The following is a 15,752-nucleotide window of genomic DNA, read 5'->3' as shown; positions in this document are numbered from 1 at the left end:
CTCCCGCGCACTACCCCCCACTCCACTCAAAACCAAAACCCTAATACGTCCCCAAAACTCTCCCGGGGCTTTAGTTTTTTCTGTTCCGGGGCCCCCCGCTGCGGGGGGAAGCACCTGAGCGATCTGTTACGACGGGGGAATCGCGTCAGGCACTGCGGGGGGTGGCTGAGATGGTCCGGGGGGTGGGGGTTTCCGGTTCCACCAGCCGATGGTCTCGTTGGTCCAGGTTCACAAAGATCATTCCGTACCGGATGGCACACCGAACGGGCTGCGGCGCCCCCCGAGGCCGCCGCAGACACCGATACGCCCGTACGTCCTCGTCATCGTCCCGCGTGACGACCACCGGTTCGCCGAAGACAGTCACCATCAACGAGTCACCGGGGTGGGGGATCGCGGTGACAAGATCGATGAAGTGCCAGCCGGAGCGGTAGGCGGTGGCCATTTCTCTGCGGAAGGAGCGGTCGTCAGGTGGAGTAGTCATGTCAGTCCCAGACCGTGTCCGCCGGGAATGCCTGAGCCTCGTCGCCGACAACCACGACGTTCGCGGCCTCGGTACCACTCACTCCATGAGCGTCGCCCTTCACGCCGGAGAGGCCGGTCAGTGCTCCGAAAGCCACAACGGTGGAGAAGGCGGCGACAAGCACCGAGCGAAGCATTCTGTTACGCATAGTCGGCTTCGTCCTCACTTGAAGGTCCCCTCTTCCCCCGTCGAGTAAGACGATGGCTCATTCGGGCACGTCATGGCCACACGAACGGTGCATCATGTTCCTGCATGTTCAGGACCCTGGGGGGTGGAAATTTGGTATCGAATGGGACACATGCGACACATCCCCATACGGTGACCGAGTTGTGTGAGGAAGGTGGCCGTCTTTACGCCAACGCTCTACGGACGGGACGCGTCTCCCGCGCGGACGCGGAATCGGTTCCCTGTCTGCTGGAGTTCGCCTTGCTCCACCCCGACCCGGACGACGCGAACTGGATGCTGCCCGTACCGCCGTCGGTCGCGCTGGCTCAGCGACTCAACCCGCTGGAACACGAGATCACCGAACGCAGGCGGATGTCGATCGAGCTGGCCGACGCCTTCGAGCCGTTCATGGCACTGAGTGCTCAGCAGGTGGCACCGGCGCATTCGATCACGGTGCTGGAGGGGCTCGACCGGATCAACGCGGCGCTCGACCTCGCGACGTCCCAGTGTCAGTCCGAGGTACTCACAGTCCAGCCCAGCCGCGGCAGACGCCCCGACAACAGACTCATCGAGGGGCTGGAACGCGACAGGACCCTCATCGATCGGGGCGTCCGAATCCGGACCCTGTACCAGCATGTTGCCCGGTACAGCCCCGAGCGACTGGCCTACATGGAGCAGTTCGCCGACGGAAAGGTGGAGTACCGCACCATCGACGAACTGGTGGAGCGGCTCATCATCTGTGACGAGGCCGTGGCCTTCATTCCCGTCCGGGACGACCGCCAGGTCGCACTGGAGCTCCGGCACCCCGGCCTGGTCGGCTATCTGGTCAAGGTCTTCGAGTTCATGTGGAGCCGCGCGGTCCCGCTGAGCGCTGGCGCTCCCTACGAGACGGCGCCGGACGGCATCACCGACATCCAGCACTCCATAGCCAAGCTCCTCGTCGAGGGACATGTGGACGAGGCGATAGCCCGACGGCTGGGCATGAACGTGCGCACGTGCCGCGCCCACATAGCCAAGCTCGCGACGGTCCTGGGCAGCGGCAGCCGCGCCCAGCTCGGCTTCCTCATCGCGCAGTCGGGGCTCCTTGACCAAGGTCACTCGGCATCGCAGGGGGAGGGCCGTCCGTGAGGGAGGCTCACACGCACGGAGCCGAGGAACTGTGCGGGACGGGCCTGGATCTGTACACCCGTGCACTGCGTGAAGGGCGCGTGTCCTCCGCAGCGGGGGACACGGCGCCCTGCCTGGTCGACCTGGGACTCCTGCAACCGGACATCGCGGACCTGCGGTGGCTGCGGCCCGTCGCTCCGGTCTTCGCCCTCCACCGCCTGCTGCGTGGCGTGGCGGAGCGCATCGCGGACGAGCGGCGGCGCGAGGAGCGGCTGGCGGCGATGTTCGAGCCTCTGGTGGGGATGTCCGGCGCACTCGCTGAGCCGCCGGCGATCAGGGTCCTCAGCGGTCTCGACCGTATCGGCGAGGCCATTGAGCGGACCGTGTCGGACACTTCGGGCGAGATGCTCACCATCCAGCCTCACACCCATCACATCCCCGCTGCCGAGATCTATGCCGAAGCTCTGGTCCGCGATCAGGCCCTGCTCGACCGCGGCGGCCGTATCCGCACGCTCTACCAGCACACCCAGCGCCACGCGCCCAGCATCCTGGCCCGCTACGAACGCCTGCAGGGCGACGTCGAAGCCCGCACCCTCGACGAGGTCACCCAGCGTCTGATCGTCGTCGATCGCGACATCGCCTTCATCCCCGCCAACCAGGACCGCACCCTCGCCCTGGAGATCCGCCACCCCGCCATCGTCGACTTCCTCGCCACCGCCTTCGACCGGCTGTGGCGGCTGGCCACCCCCATGTACCCCCGAGCCGTCCACCCACCCTCCCCCGACGGCATCACACCCCGCCAACGGGCCATCGCCGCGCTCCTCATCGAGGGCCACACCGACGCCGTCGTCGCCGACCGGCTCGGCATGAACATCCGCACCGCCCGCGTCCACATCGCCAAACTCGCGGCGACGCTCGGCAGCGAGAGCCGGGCCCAGCTCGGCTACCTCATCGGGCGGTCCGGGATTCTTGACCGGGAAGCGTGATCGAGGACACCGCCGTCGAGCCGTCCAGGCCCACCTGCGCTATGCGGACGCCCAGTTGCGTACGACTGGCCGCCCCGAGCGTCTCCGAGAGCCGGGCGATATGGGCCCGGCAGGTGCGCACACTGATCCCCAGCCGTTCCGCGATCACCGCGTCCTGGTGGCCCTCGGCCAGCAGCGCGGCGATGGACTGCTCGCGATGGGAGATGCCCTCGATGCCGGTGTCGGGCAGGGGGGCGGTGAGGGGGATCGCCAGGCGCCACAACCGCTCGAAGACCGTGACCAGGTACTCCACCAGCGCCGGGTGCCGCAGTTCCAGGGCGAGGGTGCGGTCGGCGTTCGCGGGGATGAAGGCCACCTTGCGGTCGAAGAGGATCAGCCGGTCGATGACCTCGTCCAGCGTCCGCGCCTGGACCGAACCGCCCATCAACTCCAGGTAGTTCAGGAGCCCTTGGCCGTGCCGGGCCACATGGGTGTACAGGTCCCGCATCCGTACGCCCCGGCCGCGCAGCGCCAGCGCCCGGTGCAGGCCCTCCGTCAGCTCGTGCTCGGGACGGATGCCGCCGGGCTGGACCGTGAGGACCTCCGTCGTGCACGCCTCGGTGGCCTCGTCCATCGCGGCCTGGATCCGGGAGAGACCGTCCAGGACCCGGATCGCGGTCCCCTCACCGGCGCCCGGCACGAGACTGGGCCCCAGGCCCGCGTACCGCTCGACCGCCGCGACCGCCGCACCCACCCGCCGCTGGCTCGCGCTGACCTCGTCGTGGACCTCGCGCAGCAGCCGGGTCATGACCTCCTGCGGTGCCGTCGGCACCAGCCAGTCCATGTCGTCGGGGTCCGGGTGCAGCAGGGCCAGTTCCAGCAGACAGGGCACCGGCCCGGCGTCGGCGCGGGGCACGCGGCCGCGCCGTACGGCCCGGGAGTACACCCGGTCTCCTGCCTCGCACAGCCGGTCAGCACCGTGTGGATGGTCGTCCGTCCCGAGCCCGGTCATTGCCCATCCCACCCCCGGTTCCAGCGTCTACCGCCCTCTTGTCCTGTTCCCCATCGGAGCGTCGAAGCCCCCTCGGCTCCGCAACTATGCGCGGCCCGGACCGGCTCCGCAACACGGCTCCTCGGGTCAAGGGCGGGGAAAACGGCCGGTATATCCCGTTACCTACGGCCCTCCCCCCGCCCTACTGCAACAAGCTGACGGTGGCGCGGCCACCCTCACGGGTGCATCGCCGAGCTCCACGACTCCCGGCCGGAACCATCCGCTCCGCGCGTGAACTGCCGGAAACCACGCAGTGATCACCCCGTTACGAGCCGCACCTACCGTCAGGTCATGGCGGACATATTTGACGCGTACGCGCTGGCCGACGCGTGGGACGAGATGTTCGAGCGGCCGGGCGAGGTCAGGACCGCCTACGAGCCGGTACTGGCCGCGCTCCAGCCGATCGAGCCGAGCGAACTCAGGTTCCGGGCCGACCAGATGGCCCGGGCCTTCACCGACCGGGGCGTGACCTACGCCTTCGCGGGCGAGGAGCGGCCCTGGCCGCTGGACCTCGTGCCCCGGATCCTCGACGCCCTCGAATGGGATCTCGTGCGACGCGGGGTGAGCCAGCGGGTCCGGGCCCTGGAGGCCTACCTCGCCGACGCCTACGGGCCCGCCCGTGCCTTCGAGGACGGGGTCGTGCCCTGGCGGCTGCTGCTGAACTCCCCGCACTTCCACCGGGCCGCGCACGGGCTCGAACCCGTGGGCGGCGTACGCATCCATGTCGCCGGCATCGACCTGGTCCGCGACGAACAGGGCGACTTCCGGGTCCTGGAGGACAACGTCCGGGTGCCCAGCGGCGTGTCGTACGTCATCGAGAACCGGCGTGCCATGACCCGGGTCTTCCCGTCCCTCTTCGCCGAGCAGCACGTGGTCCCCGTCGACGGATACGCGCAGAAGCTGCTCGCCGCCCTGCGCGCCGCAGCGCCCGACGGCGTCCAGGACCCCCGGGTCGTGGTCCTCACCCCCGGCCCCAGCAACGCCGCCTACTTCGAACACGCCCTGCTCGCCCGGCTGATGGGCGTGCAACTGGTCGAGGGGCACGACCTGGTGTGCCGGGGCAACCGGGTGTGGATGCGTACGACCCGTGGCGAGGTGCCCGTCCACGTCGTATACCGGCGCCTGGACGACGACTTCCTCGACCCGCTCCACTTCCGCCCCGACTCGGTGATCGGCTGCCCGGGCATCCTCGGCGCGGCCATGGCGGGTCATGTCACCCTCGCCAACGCGGTCGGCAACGGCATCGCGGACGACAAGCTGCTCTACACCTACGTGCCGGACCTGATCCGCTACTACCTCTCCGAAGAACCGATTCTCCCCAACGTGGAGTCGTTCCGGCCCGACGAGCCCGGCCAGCTCCAGGCCGTCCTCGACCAGCTCGACCAGCTCGTCGTGAAACCCGTCGACGGGGCCGGCGGCCAGGGCATCGTCATCGGGCCGAAGGCCGACCGCGAAACGCTGGAGAGGACACGCAAGGCCGTGGCCGACAACCCCCGCGGCTTCATCGCCCAGCGCCCGGTCGCCCTGTCCACCTCCCCCACCCTCGCGGGCGAACGCATGGCACCACGCCACATCGACCTGCGCCCCTTCGCCGTCAACGACGGCAACGACATCTGGGTCCTGCCCGGCGGCCTGACCCGGGTCGCCCTCCAGGAGGGCAACCTCATCGTCAACTCCAGCCAGGGCGGCGGCTCCAAGGACACCTGGGTGCTCGCCGAGGGCCCCGCGGAACCGCCCGCGCCCGCGAACGGAACCGCCCGCCTGGACATCGCCCCACGTCAGCACGGTCCCGACGGCACTCCCACCGTCGTACAGGAAGGGGGACAGCAGTGAACGACGTGATCCTCTCCCGGATAGCCGAGGCACTGACCTGGACCGGCCGGTACGTCGAACGGGCCGACAACACCGGCCGGATCCTCGACGCCTACCTCCACCGCCTGCTGGAGGACCCGTGGCGCGACGAGGACCTGGCCTGCCGGTCGCTGTACGCGATCCTCGGCGTCGACGCGGGCGGCCCCCGGGTCGACATGCAGCAGGTCCTCGACCAGCTCGCCTTCGACGCCCGCTCCACCTGCTCCATCGAGGGGGCGCTCGGCGCGGCCCGGCTCAACGCCCGCAGCGCCCGTGAGGCCGTCTCCTCGGAGATGTGGGAGTGCCTGAACTCCACCTGGCACGCGCTGGCCGACCAGCGGCTCGCGGCCCGCCGTACCGGCCCCTACGGCTATCTGGAACTCGTACGGCGGCGCGCTGCGCTCTTCTTCGGGCTCGCCGACTCCACCATGAGCCGCGACGACAGCTGGCGTTTCGTCGTCCTCGGCCGGAGCCTGGAGCGGGTGGACATGACCGTGCGGCTGCTGTCGGTCCGGGTCCTGGACGCGGCCCACGCGCCCGACTGGCCGACCCTGCTGAGCGCCTCGGGCGCCGACGAGGCGTACGCGCGCGTGTACGGCGGTTTCGGCGACACCCCGCGGGTTGCCGAATTCCTGCTCCTGGACCGGGACTTCCCGCGCTCCGCGCTGCACGCCCTGACGACGGCGGAGGAGTGCCTGACCGCGCTCGGCCGCCCCCGCCAGGACCCCGCGCGCCGCCCCATCGGCCGGATGCGCACCCGCCTCGAATACCTCGACCTGCACGCCCTGGAGGAACAACTCCCGCTGCTGCTCGGTGACTTGCAGAGCGCCTGCATGGCTGCCGCGGAGGCGGTGGCGGAGCGGTTCTTCCCGTACCAGGGGCCCGTCGAATGGGCCCAGGAAGGAGCGTGAGCATGACCAGCCGCCTGCGGATCAAGCACGTCACGCACGTCTCGTACACCCAGCCCGTCGCCTCGTCCCACAACGAGGTCCGCATGACCCCGCTGACCCTGCCCGCCCAGACCACCCTGGACTCCCGGGTCACCGTCAGCCCGGCCACACCCACCTGGTCGTACTGGGACTACTGGGGCACCCAGGTCACCGGCTTCGACCTGATGGACCCGCACGGCCATCTCACCATCACGGCCTCCAGCCTGGTCGAGACCCACCCGGCGGGCCCGCTCCCCGCACCGCCCGAGTGGGCCGAGCTCGCCCGAGAGGCCGCGGACTCACGCCTGTTGGAGTTCCTCGACCCGACCGTGCGTACGACCGTACCGGCCGCACTGGTCGACACGGCGCGGGACCTCGCGGCCGGTCTCGACGTCCACGCGACGGCGGTCGCCGTGTCCGACCTCGTCGCCGACCGGGTCTCCTACCTGCCCGGCACCACGGGCGTGAACACCTCCGCCGCCGAGGCCTGGGAGCAGGGCGCCGGTGTCTGCCAGGACATCGCCCATGTCACCCTCGGGCTGCTGCGCGGCGTGGGCCTGCCGACGCGGTACGTCTCCGGCTATCTGCACCCGGAGCGGGACGCGGAGCTGCACCGGCCGGTCGCGGGACAGAGCCACGCCTGGGTCGAGTACTGGGCCGGCGAGTGGTGCGGCTACGACCCCACCAACCGGGTCCGGGCGGACGAGTCCCATGTGGTGGTGGGCCGGGGCCGCGACTACGACGACGTGACCCCGCACAAGGGGATCTACCGGGGTGTGGCGGGGGCACCGCCGGAGGTGACGGTGGAGTTCACGCGGGTGGCGTGAGCAGCGAAGAGGGCCGGCCGGGGAAGCCCCCGACCGGCCCCTTCCGCGCGGTTACTGCAGGCCCGCCGCCGCGCAGGCGCTCTTGTAGTCCGAGGTGCAGATGTCCTTGACGCTGTAGATGCCGTCCTTGACGACCGTGCTCTTGATGTTGTCCTTCGTCAGCGCGACGACCTGGACGAGCTGGGCCGGGATGTCCTTGTTCGTGGGGCTGTCGACGCTGTCCTTGGCGAGGGCGTCGAACTGGATGCCCTTGCCCTGGATCTTCGTCACGGCCATCTCGGCGGCGGCCTCGGCCTCGTCGGGGTACGGCTTGTAGACGCTCATGTACTGCTCGCCCGCGACGATCCGCTGCACCGCGGACAGCTCCGCGTCCTGGCCCGTGATGGGCGGCAGCTTGGTCATGCCCGCGCCCTCCATCGCCTGGATGGCGGCGCCGGCCATGGCGTCGTTGGCGGAGTACACGGCCTTGATGTTGCCCTTGCCGATCGCGCTGATCGCCTCGGCCATGTCCTTCTGCGCGGTCTCCGGCTTCCAGCCGTCGACGTCGTACGTCTTGGAGATCGTCACCTTGCCGTTGAGCTCGGACATCGCGCCCGCCTTGAACTGCCCGGCGTTCGGGTCGGACGGCGAGCCGTTGATCATCACGATCTTGTCGGAGGTGTCGATGCCGGAGCCGAGCGCCTCGATGAGGGAGCGGCCCTGCACCTCGCCGACGAGCTCGTTGTCGAAGGAGACGTACCCGTCGATGGGGCCCTCGGCGAGCCGGTCGTAGGCGATGACCGGAATGCCCGCGTCCTTGGCCTTCTGCACCATGCCCGCGATGGCGTGCGAGTCCACGGCGTCCAGCAGGATGACGTCGACCTTCTGGTCGATCATCTCCTGCATCTGCGCGGCCTGCTTCTTGGCGTTGGCCTCGCCGTTGGCGTAGACGGTCCTGCCCTGCTTGTTGGTGAGCTGGGCGACCTTCTTCTGGATGATCGGGTAGTCGAACTCCTCGTAGCGGGTGTTCGTCTTCTCCGGCATGAGCACACCCACGGTGATGTCGTTGCCCTTGGTCGGGCTCGCCTCACTCCCGCTCGCGGCGCCGAGCGCGCCACAGGCGGCCAGCGAGAGAGTCATCGTGGACGCGGCCACGGCTATGGCGATACGACGCATGGGGCTGCTCACTTCTGGTGCTTTCAGGACGGGGCGCGGCATTGCGGCCCATGTGACTGAAAAGCCAACGCGGGGCCGCCCACCGACGTCAAGCGGAATCACTTAACGAGTGCGCAACGCCACTCTCCGCCGATGGTGTGAAGACTTGGCGCGAACACTAGTACAACCAACTTCACACCTCGCGAGTCGTGATCACAGCAGCCGCACAACTGCTGTTCCCCGTACGACCAGAGGACCGAATGAAGTCAGCCAGACGGACGACCGCAGCCGCCGTCGTCCTCGCCACCGCCGGCACCCTCGTCTCCCTGACGGCGGCCCCCGCCCCGGCGGCCACCTCGTGTGCCTCGCCCGTGTTCACTCGGCAGTTCTACGCGAACACGAGCCTGTCCGGCACCCCGAGGAAGACGGACTGCGACAGCGCGATCGACCAGAGCTGGAGCGGCGCCCCCGCCTCCGGCCTCCCGAAGGACAACTTCGGCGTCCGCTGGAGCGTGACCCGCGACTTCGGCTCAGGCGGCCCCTTCGCGCTGGGCGCCACCGGCCTGGACGGCATCCGCGTGTACGTCGACGGCGTCCGCAGGATCGACCTGTGGAAGAACGTCTCCACCACGGTCAAGAAGACCGCCAACGTGACCATCCCGTCCGGTAGGCACACCCTGCGCGTCGACTACGCCAACTGGACCGGCGCCGCCAAGGTCGAGGTGACCTACGCCCCCCGCACCTCCGCCGACGTCGACAAGGTCAAGCCGCTGGTCCCGACGGGCACTTCGGTGTCGTACGACAAGGCCACCGGCAAGGCCAAGCTCACCTGGGCGAAGAACAAGGAGATGGACCTCGCCGGGTACCGGGTCTACCGGCGCCTCAAGGGTGCCTCCTTCGGCACCGAGCCGCTCGGCACGACCACCTCGGCCTCGTACACCGACAGCGCCCTGCCGGTGACCGGCGACACGTACTACTACGAGGTCCGCGCCTACGACAAGTCAGGCCACGAGTCCGGCGGCACCACCGACCAGGCGGTGACCACCGCGGACAGGACCGCGCCCGCCGCACCGGCCGGTGTGCGCGCGGACGTGGTCGTCGGATCCGTACGCCTGGGCTGGGACGCCGTCGGCACCGCGAACACCTACCGCGTCTACCGAGCGGCCGCGCCGGAAGGCCCCTTCCAGGGGATCACCGAAGCGCTGGACGACACCTCGTACCGCGACACCTCGGCGGACCTCCACCAACGGTGGTACTACCGCGTCACAGCCTCCGATGCCGTCGGCAACGAATCCGTCCCGTCCGCGACCGCCGACACGGGCGTACCGGACACCACCCCGCCGAACCGGGTCACCGGGGTGACCGCGGAAGGCACCACGGCCGGCAACGCGGTGCGCTGGCAGGCCGCCGCCGACGCCGAGCACTACGAGGTGTGGGCCGCACCCGACGGGGAGTCGGACCCCGACGGGCCCACCACGGTCTTCGGCACCTCCTACAACGACCAGTGGGCGGCCGTCGCGACCGCCGTCACCTACCGCGTGCAGGCCGTCGACGCGCTCGGCAACGTCGCCCCCGCGTCCGAGCCGGTGACCGCGGTCCGGCCCGCCGCAGGCGATTCGGCGGCGCCCACGGGCGTGACGGGCACCCCGCGCGACGGCTCGACCGAGATCACCTGGGACTTCGGGGTCGACGGCGCCCGGTACGGTTACCGCCTCTACCGTCGGGCCGCGGTGTCCGAAGCCTGGACCCGGCTCGGCGACTCGACGACCACTGCCCTCCTGTTCTCCGACCGGCAGGCCCCTCAGGGCACGGCCGACTACTACGTGGTCGCCCTGGACGCGCAGGGCCACGAGTCGGCGCCCTCCGCCGTCGTCACCGTGGAGCGGGCAACCCCGGCCACCCCGACCGCGCCCGCACCGCCGACCATCGAGCTGTCCGCTCCCTACACCGAGTGCACGGCCAACGACTGCGCGCCACACGGCAGTTCGGCCGCCCCGCTCACCGTGACCCTCACCCACGACCGGTTGGTCAGCGGCTACACCTACCGCTTCATCGACGACGGCGAGGGCCTCAGGACCACCGACGGGTCGACACTCACCTGGACGCCGCCCGGACCCGGCTTCTACACCTTCGAGGTGCGCACGGTCGACCGCTACGGCCGCGCCGGCCCGTTCACCGGCATCAGCTTCATGGTCGGATGACCCTCAGCAGCCGCTGACGGCATGGAGAAGGGGCCCGGAGAGATCTCCGGGCCCCTTCTCCGGGCTGTGCCTAGTCCCTGGCCTTCTTCGGCCGCCACACCACCAGCGCGCTGGTCTGCTGGACCTCCTGGTACGGGACCAGGTCTCGGCGGTACGACGCGTGCACCGCCGCCTCACGCTGCTGCATGGCCGCCGCGGCACCCTCGACGGCCGCCTGGAGCTCGGCCACCCGGGACTGCAGGGCGGCGACCTGGTTCTCCAGCTCGATGATGCGCTTGATCCCGGCGAGGTTGACGCCCTCGTCCTGCGACAACTGCTGCACCTGGCGGAGCAGTTCGATGTCCCGGGCCGAGTAGCGCCGGCCCCGGCCCGCGGTGCGGTCCGGGGAGACCAGGCCCAGACGGTCGTACTGACGCAGCGTCTGCGGATGCAGTCCGGACAGCTGGGCCGCCACCGAGATGACGTAGACCGGGGTCTCCTCGGTCAGTTCATACGGGTTGCGTCGACGACCGTCCATCTAGATCATGCTCCCTTCGCGGCCTGGAACAGCTCCGCCCGTGGATCCTCACCCACGGTCGCCTCGCGATACGCCTCCAGCGCGTCACGAGCCTTCCCCGACAGCTCGGTCGGGACACTCACCTCGACGGTGACCAGCAGATCGCCCCGGGTGCCGTCCTTGCGGACCGCGCCCTTGCCCCGCGCCCGCATGGTGCGGCCGTTGGGCGTGCCCGGGGGCAGTTTCAGCGTCACCGAGGGGCCGCCCAGCGTCGGCACCTTGACCTCGCCGCCGAGCGCGGCCTCCGAGAAGGTCACCGGGACCGTCACCGTGAGGTTGTCGCCCTTGCGGCCGAAGACGGGGTGCGTGTCGACGTGCACGGTGACGTACAAGTCGCCCGCGGGGCCGCCGCGTTCACCGGGCGCCCCCTTCCCGCGCAGCCGGATCCGCTGGTTGTCCGACACCCCGGCCGGGATGCGGACCTGCATGGTGCGGGAGGACTTCGCCCGCCCGGAGCCCTTGCAGATCTCGCAGGGGTTCTCCGCGATCAGGCCGCGGCCCTTGCAGTCCGGGCACGGGTCCGTGAGGGAGAAGCCTCCCCCGGAACCCCTGGCCACCTGGCCGGTGCCCACGCAGGTCGGGCACACGCGCGGGTTGCCGTTCGCGTCGCCGGTGCCCGAACAGGCCTTGCAGGGGGCCTGCGAGGACATCCTGAGCGGGACCGTCGCACCCTCGATCGCCTCGGTGAAGCTGAGGGTGACCTCGGTGTCGATGTCCTGGCCGCGCCGCGGCTGGACGCGCGTGGTTCCGGAGCTGCCCCGGTTGAACAGGCCCCCGAAGACGTCTCCGAGTCCGCCGCCGAAGCCGCCCGCTCCCTGGCCCCCGCCCTGGGCGCCGCCTCCGAAGAGGTCGCCCAGGTCGAAGTTGAAGGAGCCGCCAGCGCCGCCCGGCCCGGGCCTGAAGCCGCCGTTGCCGAACAGGGCGCGGGCCTCGTCGTACTCCTTGCGCTTCTTGGGGTCACCGAGGATGTCGTTCGCCTCGGAGATCTCCTTGAAGCGCTCCTCGGCCTTGGCGTTGCCCTTGTTGGCGTCCGGGTGGAACTCGCGGGCGAGCTTGCGGTACGCCTTCTTGATCTCGGCCTCGGTGGCGTCCTTGGGGACGCCGAGGACCTTGTAGTAGTCCTTCTCGATGAAGTCCTTGGTGCTCATCCTCGACGCGCCCCCTTTCCGGTGTCCCGATCATTCTCTTCGACCTCAGCCCTCCTCAGGGCCGTTGTCCTTGTCGTCGCCGGCCTCGGACCCGTCCTCGGCCTTGACCGGCTGCGCGCCCGGCTGCGGCTCGGCCACGGCCACCCGCGCGGGGCGGATGGTGCGCTCGCCGATGCGGTACCCGGGCTGCAGGATCGCCACGCACGTCGTCTCGGTGACGTCCGGCGCGTAACTGTGCATCAGGGCCTCGTGGATCGTCGGGTCGAAGGGCTCGCCCTCCTTGCCGAACTGCTGGAGTCCCAGCTTCGCCGCCACGGTCTCCAGGGACTCCCCGACGCCCTTGAAACCGCCGACCAGTTCACCGTGTTCGCGCGCGCGGCCGATGTCGTCGAGCACGGGCAGGAGTTCGGTCAGGAGGTTCGCGACGGCGATCTCCTTGACCGTGATCCGGTCCCGCTCCACGCGGCGGCGGTAGTTCTGGAACTCGGCCTGGAGCCGCTGGAGGTCCGCGGTGCGCTCGTCGAGCGCCTTGCGCGACTGGTCCAGCTGGGCCGTCAGACCGGCGATCTGCGCTGTTGCGTCCCCGGCCGGGGCCGCCCCCGCCTCCGAAGAGGGGGCGGCGGCCTTCGGCTCGGCGTCGTCGGGGGTGGCGCCGGAGGGGACGTCGGGCTTCTCGTCGAAGCCCGGGGTCTCCTCCGTCACGCGGCACCGTCCTTGCGCTCGTCGTCCACGATCTCGGCGTCCACGACGTCGTCGTCCGCCTTGGCCTGGGAGGCACCGGCGTCCTCGCCGCCGGCGGCCGCTCCGGCCTGGGCGTCGGCGTACATGGCCTGGCCGACCTTCTGGGAGACCGCGGCGACCTTCTCTGTCGCGGTGCGGATCTCCGCGGTGTCCTCGCCCTTGAGCGCGGCCTTCAGCTCCTCGACGGCGGACTCGACCTCGGTCTTGACCTCACCGGGGACCTTGTCCTCGTTGTCCTTGAGGAACTTCTCCGTCTGGTAGACGAGCTGCTCGCCCTGGTTGCGGGTCTCGGCGGCCTCGCGGCGGCGGTGGTCCTCCTCCGCGTACTGCTCGGCCTCCTGGCGCATCCGGTCGACCTCGTCCTTCGGCAGCGAGGAGCCGCCGGTGACGGTCATCTTCTGCTCCTTGCCCGTGCCCAGGTCCTTCGCGGTCACGTGCATGATGCCGTTGGCGTCGATGTCGAAGGCGACCTCGATCTGCGGGACACCGCGCGGGGCCGGCGGCAGACCGGTCAGCTCGAACATCCCGAGCTTCTTGTTGTACGCCGCGATCTCGCGCTCGCCCTGGTAGACCTGGATCTGCACGGAGGGCTGGTTGTCCTCGGCGGTGGTGAAGATCTCGGACCGCTTGGTCGGGATCGTCGTGTTCCGCTCGATGAGCTTGGTCATGATGCCGCCCTTGGTCTCGATGCCGAGGGACAGCGGGGTCACGTCGAGGAGCAGGACGTCCTTGACCTCACCCTTGAGGACACCGGCCTGCAGGGCGGCGCCGATGGCGACGACCTCGTCCGGGTTGACGCCCTTGTTGGCGTCCTTGCCGCCGGTGAGCTCCTTGACGAGCTCGGCGACGGCGGGCATACGGGTGGAGCCACCGACGAGGACGACGTGGTCGATCTCGTTGATGGAGACGCCGGCGTCCTTCATGACGTTGAAGAACGGGGTCTTGCAGCGCTCCAGGAGGTCCGCGGTCAGCTGCTGGAACTGAGCCCGGGTGAGCTTCTCGTCCAGGTGCAGCGGGCCCTCGGCGGAGGCGGTGATGTAGGGCAGGTTGATCGAGGTCTCCGTCGAGGAGGACAGCTCGATCTTCGCCTTCTCGGCCGCCTCACGCAGACGCTGCAGCGCCATCTTGTCCTTGGCGAGGTCCACGCCGTGCCCGGACTTGAACTGCTGCACCAGGTAGTCGACGACGCGCTGGTCCCAGTCGTCACCACCGAGGTGGTTGTCACCGTTGGTGGCCTTCACCTCGACGACGCCGTCGCCGATCTCCAGGAGGGACACGTCGAAGGTGCCGCCACCGAGGTCGAAGACGAGGATCGTCTGGTCGTCCTTGTCGAGGCCGTACGCCAGCGCGGCCGCGGTGGGCTCGTTGACGATGCGCAGGACGTTCAGGCCCGCGATCTCGCCGGCCTCCTTGGTCGCCTGACGCTCGGAGTCGTTGAAGTACGCCGGGACGGTGATGACCGCGTCGGTCACCTTCTCGCCCAGGTAGGACTCGGCGTCCCGCTTCAGCTTCTGAAGGATGAAGGCGGAGATCTGCTGCGGGTTGAAGGGCTTCCCGTCCAGCTCCATCTTCCAGTCGGTGCCCATGTGACGCTTCACCGAACGGATGGTCCGGTCCACGTTGGTGACCGCCTGGCGCTTGGCCACCTCGCCGACCAGCACTTCGCCGTTCTTCGCGAAGGCGACGACGGACGGCGTGGTCCTGGCACCCTCGGCGTTGGTGATGACGGTGGGCTCGCCGCCTTCGAGAACGCTGACGACGGAGTTAGTCGTGCCCAGGTCGATGCCGACCGCACGTGCCATGGTTGATTCCTCCAGCTGACTTGAGTGGAACAGGCTCAAGTGTGCACGACAGCTCCCGCCCGGTCAACAGACCTGAGCCAGGCAGACTCAACTCTTATCCGTTCCTTACACGCAACTGGGTTCTGACCTGCGTCGATACCGGACGAGAGGCACTGCTGGACTTGACACGAAGGAGTGCGAGTACGACGACCAGGGTGCTCCCGGCGACCCACAGGGCCCCGGTCGCGGCCATCCACCCGAGGTGCACCAGGACCCCGACGAGTACCCCGCCGAAGGCCCCGACACCCAGGACGACGGACGCGCCCTGCGGAGTGAGCCCGAGCCGCCGCAGCCGGTGGGCGAGATGATCGGGGGCGGCACGCAGCAGCGGCCGCCCGGACAGCAGCCGGGCCAGGACGACGAGCACCACGTCCGCGGTCACCACCGCCGTCAGCGCGAACAACACCCCCGCGCCAGAGCCGAGTTCCTGCCCCGCGCGGGTCGTCACGGCCGCGGAGGCGAGCACGAACCCGGTGAACAGCGCCCCGCACGCGCCGAGTCCCGCGCGCGCGGGATGCCAGTTGTGCATCAGGAACCCCGTCAGCGCGGCGGCCAGCACGCTCAGCAGCACGGCGAGCCCGTCCATCACCTCGGCCGCCGCACAGACCCCCGCCCCGAAGGCGGTGACGACCCCGACGGTCCCGGCCAGCCCGTCGGCGTGGTCCAGCGCCTTGAACCCGAGGGCGACGAAGACGATCCAGCCGGCCGCGAGGAGC

General features: G+C 69.9%; 14 protein-coding genes and 1 pseudogene. 6 read left to right on the top strand and 9 right to left on the bottom strand.

Annotated features, from left to right (window positions below; translation table 11 throughout):
• Positions 1-145 precede the first annotated feature (145 nt).
• Together ACFVYN_RS13710 and ACFVYN_RS13705 are read right to left on the bottom strand one after the other, a co-directional pair.
• The gene (locus tag ACFVYN_RS13710; RefSeq protein ID WP_062049350.1) at positions 146-481 is read right to left on the bottom strand and encodes a hypothetical protein; all 336 of its coding nucleotides are present in this window, start codon (positions 479-481) and stop codon (positions 146-148) included.
• Between the two features lies 1 nt (position 482).
• A complete protein-coding gene (locus ACFVYN_RS13705; protein ID WP_167363049.1) occupies positions 483-644 on the bottom strand; it encodes a hypothetical protein in 162 nt (53 codons plus the stop codon).
• A gap of 128 nt (positions 645-772) precedes the next feature.
• Here ACFVYN_RS13705 and ACFVYN_RS13700 point away from each other — a divergent pair, with 128 nt between their 5' ends.
• Positions 773-1,813, top strand: a complete 1,041-nt coding sequence (locus ACFVYN_RS13700) for a helix-turn-helix transcriptional regulator (protein ID WP_389997090.1) — start codon at positions 773-775, stop codon at positions 1,811-1,813.
• Complete coding sequence (locus tag ACFVYN_RS13695) at positions 1,810-2,778, top strand: helix-turn-helix transcriptional regulator (protein ID WP_389997087.1); 969 nt, start codon at positions 1,810-1,812, stop codon at positions 2,776-2,778. Before ACFVYN_RS13700 ends, ACFVYN_RS13695 begins: the two co-directional genes overlap by 4 nt.
• Here the strand turns inward: ACFVYN_RS13695 and ACFVYN_RS13690 are convergent.
• A complete protein-coding gene (locus ACFVYN_RS13690) occupies positions 2,741-3,769 on the bottom strand; it encodes a LuxR C-terminal-related transcriptional regulator (protein WP_389997084.1) in 1,029 nt (342 codons plus the stop codon). The two genes, ACFVYN_RS13695 and ACFVYN_RS13690, sit on opposite strands and share 38 nt — an antisense overlap.
• 330 nt (positions 3,770-4,099) lie before the next feature.
• Here ACFVYN_RS13690 and ACFVYN_RS13685 point away from each other — a divergent pair, with 330 nt between their 5' ends.
• From ACFVYN_RS13685 to ACFVYN_RS13675, 3 genes are read left to right on the top strand one after another with little or no spacing between them, the layout of a single operon-like run.
• Complete coding sequence (locus ACFVYN_RS13685) at positions 4,100-5,641, top strand: circularly permuted type 2 ATP-grasp protein (RefSeq protein ID WP_389997082.1); 1,542 nt, start codon at positions 4,100-4,102, stop codon at positions 5,639-5,641.
• Entirely contained in the window at positions 5,638-6,570 is a 933-nt protein-coding gene (locus ACFVYN_RS13680) for an alpha-E domain-containing protein (protein WP_389997079.1), read from the top strand. Before ACFVYN_RS13685 ends, ACFVYN_RS13680 begins: the two co-directional genes overlap by 4 nt.
• Positions 6,571-6,572: 2 nt before the next feature.
• Positions 6,573-7,415, top strand: a complete 843-nt coding sequence (locus ACFVYN_RS13675; RefSeq protein WP_389997076.1) for a transglutaminase N-terminal domain-containing protein — start codon at positions 6,573-6,575, stop codon at positions 7,413-7,415.
• Between the two features lie 51 nt (positions 7,416-7,466).
• Here the strand turns inward: ACFVYN_RS13675 and ACFVYN_RS13670 are convergent, their stop codons facing one another.
• Complete coding sequence (locus ACFVYN_RS13670) at positions 7,467-8,570, bottom strand: sugar ABC transporter substrate-binding protein (RefSeq protein ID WP_389997073.1); 1,104 nt, start codon at positions 8,568-8,570, stop codon at positions 7,467-7,469.
• A 239-nt stretch (positions 8,571-8,809) separates the two neighbouring features.
• Between ACFVYN_RS13670 and ACFVYN_RS13665 the strand changes: the two genes are divergently transcribed.
• Complete coding sequence (locus tag ACFVYN_RS13665; RefSeq protein WP_389997071.1) at positions 8,810-10,750, top strand: PA14 domain-containing protein; 1,941 nt, start codon at positions 8,810-8,812, stop codon at positions 10,748-10,750.
• A 70-nt stretch (positions 10,751-10,820) separates the two neighbouring features.
• On the opposite strand, the gene ACFVYN_RS13660 is transcribed toward ACFVYN_RS13665, so the two are convergent.
• From ACFVYN_RS13660 to ACFVYN_RS13640, 5 genes and pseudogenes are all read right to left on the bottom strand, one after another.
• Positions 10,821-11,267 (bottom strand): heat shock protein transcriptional repressor HspR, encoded by a 447-nt coding sequence (locus ACFVYN_RS13660; protein WP_352387581.1) that lies wholly within the window; start codon positions 11,265-11,267, stop codon positions 10,821-10,823.
• 5 nt (positions 11,268-11,272) lie between these two features.
• Positions 11,273-12,454 (bottom strand): molecular chaperone DnaJ, encoded by a 1,182-nt coding sequence (gene dnaJ / locus ACFVYN_RS13655; RefSeq protein WP_389997068.1) that lies wholly within the window; start codon positions 12,452-12,454, stop codon positions 11,273-11,275.
• 45 nt (positions 12,455-12,499) lie between these two features.
• On the bottom strand, positions 12,500-13,156 hold the full coding sequence (gene grpE / locus ACFVYN_RS13650) for a nucleotide exchange factor GrpE (RefSeq protein WP_389997065.1): 657 nt from the start codon (positions 13,154-13,156) through the stop codon (positions 12,500-12,502).
• Positions 13,153-14,997 carry a molecular chaperone DnaK gene (dnaK, locus tag ACFVYN_RS13645; RefSeq protein ID WP_389997062.1) on the bottom strand — a complete coding sequence of 615 codons (1,845 nt, stop codon included), beginning with the start codon at positions 14,995-14,997 and terminating at the stop codon, positions 13,153-13,155. The genes grpE and dnaK overlap by 4 nt, the downstream gene beginning before the upstream one ends.
• A 94-nt stretch (positions 14,998-15,091) precedes the next feature.
• Positions 15,092-15,752, bottom strand: a pseudogene (locus ACFVYN_RS13640) (undecaprenyl/decaprenyl-phosphate alpha-N-acetylglucosaminyl 1-phosphate transferase); the annotation flags it as partial.

Source organism: Streptomyces sp. NPDC058307 (assembly GCF_042880295.1).
Classification (GTDB): domain Bacteria; phylum Actinomycetota; class Actinomycetes; order Streptomycetales; family Streptomycetaceae; genus Streptomyces.
This window is presented reverse-complemented; position numbering and strand designations above follow the sequence as displayed.

Bases quoted from the DNA above. Each gene is read 5' to 3' on its own strand.
- ACFVYN_RS13710 (WP_062049350.1), bottom strand. From the start codon at position 481: ATGACTACTCCACCTGACGACCGCTCCTTCCGCAGAGAAATGGCCACC.
- ACFVYN_RS13700 (WP_389997090.1), top strand. From the start codon at position 773: ATGTTCAGGACCCTGGGGGGTGGAAATTTGGTATCGAATGGGACACAT.
- ACFVYN_RS13690 (WP_389997084.1), bottom strand. From the start codon at position 3,769: ATGACCGGGCTCGGGACGGACGACCATCCACACGGTGCTGACCGGCTG.
- ACFVYN_RS13685 (WP_389997082.1), top strand. From the start codon at position 4,100: ATGGCGGACATATTTGACGCGTACGCGCTGGCCGACGCGTGGGACGAG.
- ACFVYN_RS13675 (WP_389997076.1), top strand. From the start codon at position 6,573: ATGACCAGCCGCCTGCGGATCAAGCACGTCACGCACGTCTCGTACACC.
- ACFVYN_RS13670 (WP_389997073.1), bottom strand. From the start codon at position 8,570: ATGCGTCGTATCGCCATAGCCGTGGCCGCGTCCACGATGACTCTCTCG.
- ACFVYN_RS13665 (WP_389997071.1), top strand. From the start codon at position 8,810: ATGAAGTCAGCCAGACGGACGACCGCAGCCGCCGTCGTCCTCGCCACC.
- ACFVYN_RS13660 (WP_352387581.1), bottom strand. From the start codon at position 11,267: ATGGACGGTCGTCGACGCAACCCGTATGAACTGACCGAGGAGACCCCG.
- dnaJ (WP_389997068.1), bottom strand. From the start codon at position 12,454: ATGAGCACCAAGGACTTCATCGAGAAGGACTACTACAAGGTCCTCGGC.
- dnaK (WP_389997062.1), bottom strand. From the start codon at position 14,997: ATGGCACGTGCGGTCGGCATCGACCTGGGCACGACTAACTCCGTCGTC.